Origin of the sequence: Ferroglobus sp. (assembly GCF_015521575.1) — an archaeon.
Classification (GTDB): Archaea; Halobacteriota; Archaeoglobi; order Archaeoglobales; family Archaeoglobaceae; genus Ferroglobus.
Genome location: NZ_WANY01000027.1, coordinates 1 through 3,231, shown reverse-complemented (window position 1 = coordinate 3,231; position 3,231 = coordinate 1). Strand labels below are relative to the sequence as shown.

The 3,231-nt window shown below is 45.6% G+C and carries 4 protein-coding genes; 3 read left to right on the top strand and 1 reads right to left on the bottom strand.

Features of this window, described 5'->3' with window-relative positions; genetic code table 11:
• Positions 1-758, bottom strand: a 758-nt coding sequence (locus F7C14_RS00995) for a CoA transferase subunit A (RefSeq protein ID WP_290898846.1), incomplete at its 3' end; no start/stop codon positions are given.
• 122 nt (positions 759-880) lie between these two features.
• Here F7C14_RS00995 and F7C14_RS00990 point away from each other — a divergent pair.
• From F7C14_RS00990 to F7C14_RS00980, 3 genes are all read left to right on the top strand, one after another.
• Positions 881-1,618 (top strand): DNA polymerase sliding clamp, encoded by a 738-nt coding sequence (locus F7C14_RS00990; protein ID WP_290898844.1) that lies wholly within the window; start codon positions 881-883, stop codon positions 1,616-1,618.
• Entirely contained in the window at positions 1,615-2,766 is a 1,152-nt protein-coding gene (gene priL / locus F7C14_RS00985) for a DNA primase regulatory subunit PriL (protein ID WP_290898842.1), read from the top strand. Before F7C14_RS00990 ends, priL begins: the two co-directional genes overlap by 4 nt.
• On the top strand, positions 2,699-3,231 hold a 533-nt coding region (locus F7C14_RS00980), incomplete at its 3' end, for an mRNA surveillance protein pelota (RefSeq protein ID WP_290898839.1). The genes priL and F7C14_RS00980, both read left to right, overlap by 68 nt.

Below are 3,231 nucleotides of genomic sequence, written 5' to 3'. Positions count from 1 at the left end.
TTCAAACCCTCTTCATCCAAATTCGCATACTTCTCCATCATCTCAAAATCCGGATCGTAGTAAGGAGGACACGCTCCCGGATAAGCTCCCCTTGGCACTTCAACAACTGCAACAACTTTATAGCTCGGAATCCAGACCGCATCAATGTCCCTTCTCAAATCTTCCTTAGGAACTATCATTTCCGTCGTTATTATTATCTTCTCCGCTGCCCTCGCCATTAAAACATCCTCAAACCACGGTCCGTAGATCAGAGCGTTTCCGTCCTCATCAGCCTTCTGAACGTGGATTATCGCAAATTCAGGTTTTATCGCCGGAACGGTCAGAACCTTTCCTCCTCCGTAAGGATTCTCCACAAACTTAAACCCCCTCTCCTTCACGAAGTAGCTCTTGCTTATGTCAGCTATCGGAATAAAGGGTATTCCGTAGGCTGCCGCCCTCAAAGCTGCTATGACTGTATAGCAGGTGTTCTCTGAATATTTCACCCTCCCTTCCTCAACAGCTTTTCTGAAGTTTTTTGCAAGCCCAAAAGCTTCAAAGGAAACGAAGCCGGCTATAACCTCTTTGGCACAACCCAATCCACAAAGCAAGTCCACATCGTATCCTCCGGCAGTCTTCATAACCCTCAGATCCTTCTTTTCTTGTCTCGCAAGCTCCCTAACGAAAGCCGCTGGAATTCTGTAGAGGAGGTTTCCGCTAAGGCATATCAAAGATCCGTCCTTTACGAGTTCCGCTGCCTCTTCAAGCGACATAACGACCATGTTTTATCGTTAACGATCAACTTATTTAAACTTCGTGGAAAAAGCGTGGGAAGAGGGGAGAGTTCTTTTAAAGAAAAATATAAATATTTTCCCCCGAAAGATTCAGTGAAGGGTGATGCGGGATGATCACCGCAATTATGGGTGGAGACGTCATCAGAGCCGTGACGAGAGCGATGGTCGCTTTAGTTAGCGAAGCTCGTTTTCACTTTGCGGAGGACGGGATTCATTCCCGAGCAGTAGATCCGGCTAACGTGGCTATGGTGATAGTGGATATTCCAAAAGAGCACATGGAAGCTTACAGCGTAGACGAAGAGAAAACTGTGGGAGTGGACATAAACAGGGTTTACGACATCGCAAAAACGATAAAAAAGAAAGAAATAGTGGAAATAACCCTCGAAGACGAAAGCAGAATGAAAATAAGGTTCGGGAGTGTTGAATACGCTCTCTCGCTGATAGATCCCTCAGCGATAAGGAAGGAGCCGAAAGTTCCCAACTTAGAGTTGCCAGCTAAAGTGGTGCTTGACGCGGGGGAGTTTAAGAAAGCCATACAAGCGGCTGACAAAATAAGCGACCACGTTGTTTTTAGAAGCGACGAAACCGGATTTTACATCGAAGCGGAAGGAGACGTCGACAAGATCGTCTTCCACATGAGCGATGCGGAGCTAATAGAGTTCAACCGAGCAGAAGCCAGAAGCATGTTCAGCGTTGAGTACCTCAAAGAGTTCGTCAAAATAGCTGAAGCTGGAGATTTACTTACGATCCACCTCGGAAACAACTATCCGGTTAGGCTCGTTTTCGAGGTGGCTGATGGAAAGGCAAAGGTCGAGTACATTCTCGCCCCAAGAATTGAAGCAGAATGAAGTTCCTTCCACTTCTACCTCTTCTTGAAAAATATCCGTTTTTAAAGCCCGCAAGACACATAGCCGGAGAAGCTTACCACAAGGAGGCTTTGAAGGAGGCTGAGAAGTTTCTGAAATTTGTTTTTCTCAACGAGAAGTACGAAAAAAGTTTTGAAGGATACAGCCTTTTATGCGAGGCTTGCGAGGATAAGAGCTGCGCAAAGTTCTGTAAAAGCGGAGCTATTAAGAACGAAAGAATCTGGCAGAAATGCAGTTTATGCGGAACTTGCTTTGAAAAATGCAATTACCTAACGAGAGTCGAGGACTACTCTCGCTTACTTGCGAGGGCGAAAATCTCGATAATGTCCTACGTTTATTGTAGAGCCGTGGTTTCGAAAAGCGAAGTAGCCTTAAGAAAATTTGCGGTAAGGGCAGCGGAATACTACAAGAGTTTGATGGAAAAAGACAGCTACGACAAACTTCCAGAAATTCTGGCTGCAAACTTTTCCATAAAATATAAGAGCGGCTTCGTGCACGTGAAAGATTACCTAAAAGCTGCCGTAAGGCTCAAAGCTCCAGAATGGAAGCTCTATTCGAGATCCCTAAACGGAGGTTTCGTGAGGGTAAGCAGAAACGAGTTTTTCAGGATAGTTGAGGAGTACTTGAGAGAGAAGCTTTCTGAAAAAGTTAGTTACGAATTCGAAGGAATGGAAAAACTCCTCAAAATAGTATTCGAGTTCGAAAGCAGAAGAAAGGAGATGGATGTAGAAGGAGTGAAAAATGCTGAGTGCTACCCTCCCTGCTTCAAAAAAATAATCTCGGACTTAAAAGCGGGAGTTAACGTCCCCCACTCAGCAAGATTTGCTTTAGCAAGCTTTCTACTCAGAATAGGGCATTCGGTCGATGAGGTTCTCCAGATTTTCTCCTACGCCCCGGACTTTGATGAAGAGAAGGCGAGATATCAGGTTGAGCACATCGCGGGAATGAGGGGTAGTGGGAAAGAGTACGAAGTTCCCTCCTGCGAGACTATGAAGACCTACCACAACTGCTTCTCCGATTGCAAAACAAAGCATCCAATGGAATATTATCGGAGGTGCATCCGTGAAAGTTTTGGAAGAGGTAAAAAGAGGAAGGCAACTGGAGTTAAAGCTCGTTCCGGAAAGCGTTGAGGACCTCTGGCATCTAAAATATATCCTCGAAAAAGGTGACATCGTTTTCTCCCTCACGAAAAGGGTTAGCGAAAGCTCCGATAAGCTCAGGAGCGATAAGGAAAAAGTGACGGTTAGAATTGGAATAGAAGTGGAAAAGGTCGAGTTCCAAAAGTTTTCCAACAGGTTGAGGATAACAGGAAGGATCGTAGCTGGAGTTGAAGACTCCGGCTACCACACGATAAGCATAACACCGGGGAAGGAGTTGACGATAATAAAAAGCTGGAAGAAGGAGCAGCTCGAACGGCTGAGGTATGCGGTAGAATCCTCAGAAAAGCCAGAAGTTGTAATAGTCACGATCGAGGAAGGAGAGGCAGTGATAGGAGTGCTGAGACAATGGGGGGTCGATGAAGTTGCGGAAATTAGAAAGGGCTACGCCAAGGATTTGCAAAGTCAGAGGGGCGAGTTTTTCTCGGAGGTTTATTC

Bases quoted from the DNA above. Each gene is read 5' to 3' on its own strand.
- priL (WP_290898842.1), top strand. From the start codon at position 1,615: ATGAAGTTCCTTCCACTTCTACCTCTTCTTGAAAAATATCCGTTTTTA.
- F7C14_RS00990 (WP_290898844.1), top strand. From the start codon at position 881: ATGATCACCGCAATTATGGGTGGAGACGTCATCAGAGCCGTGACGAGA.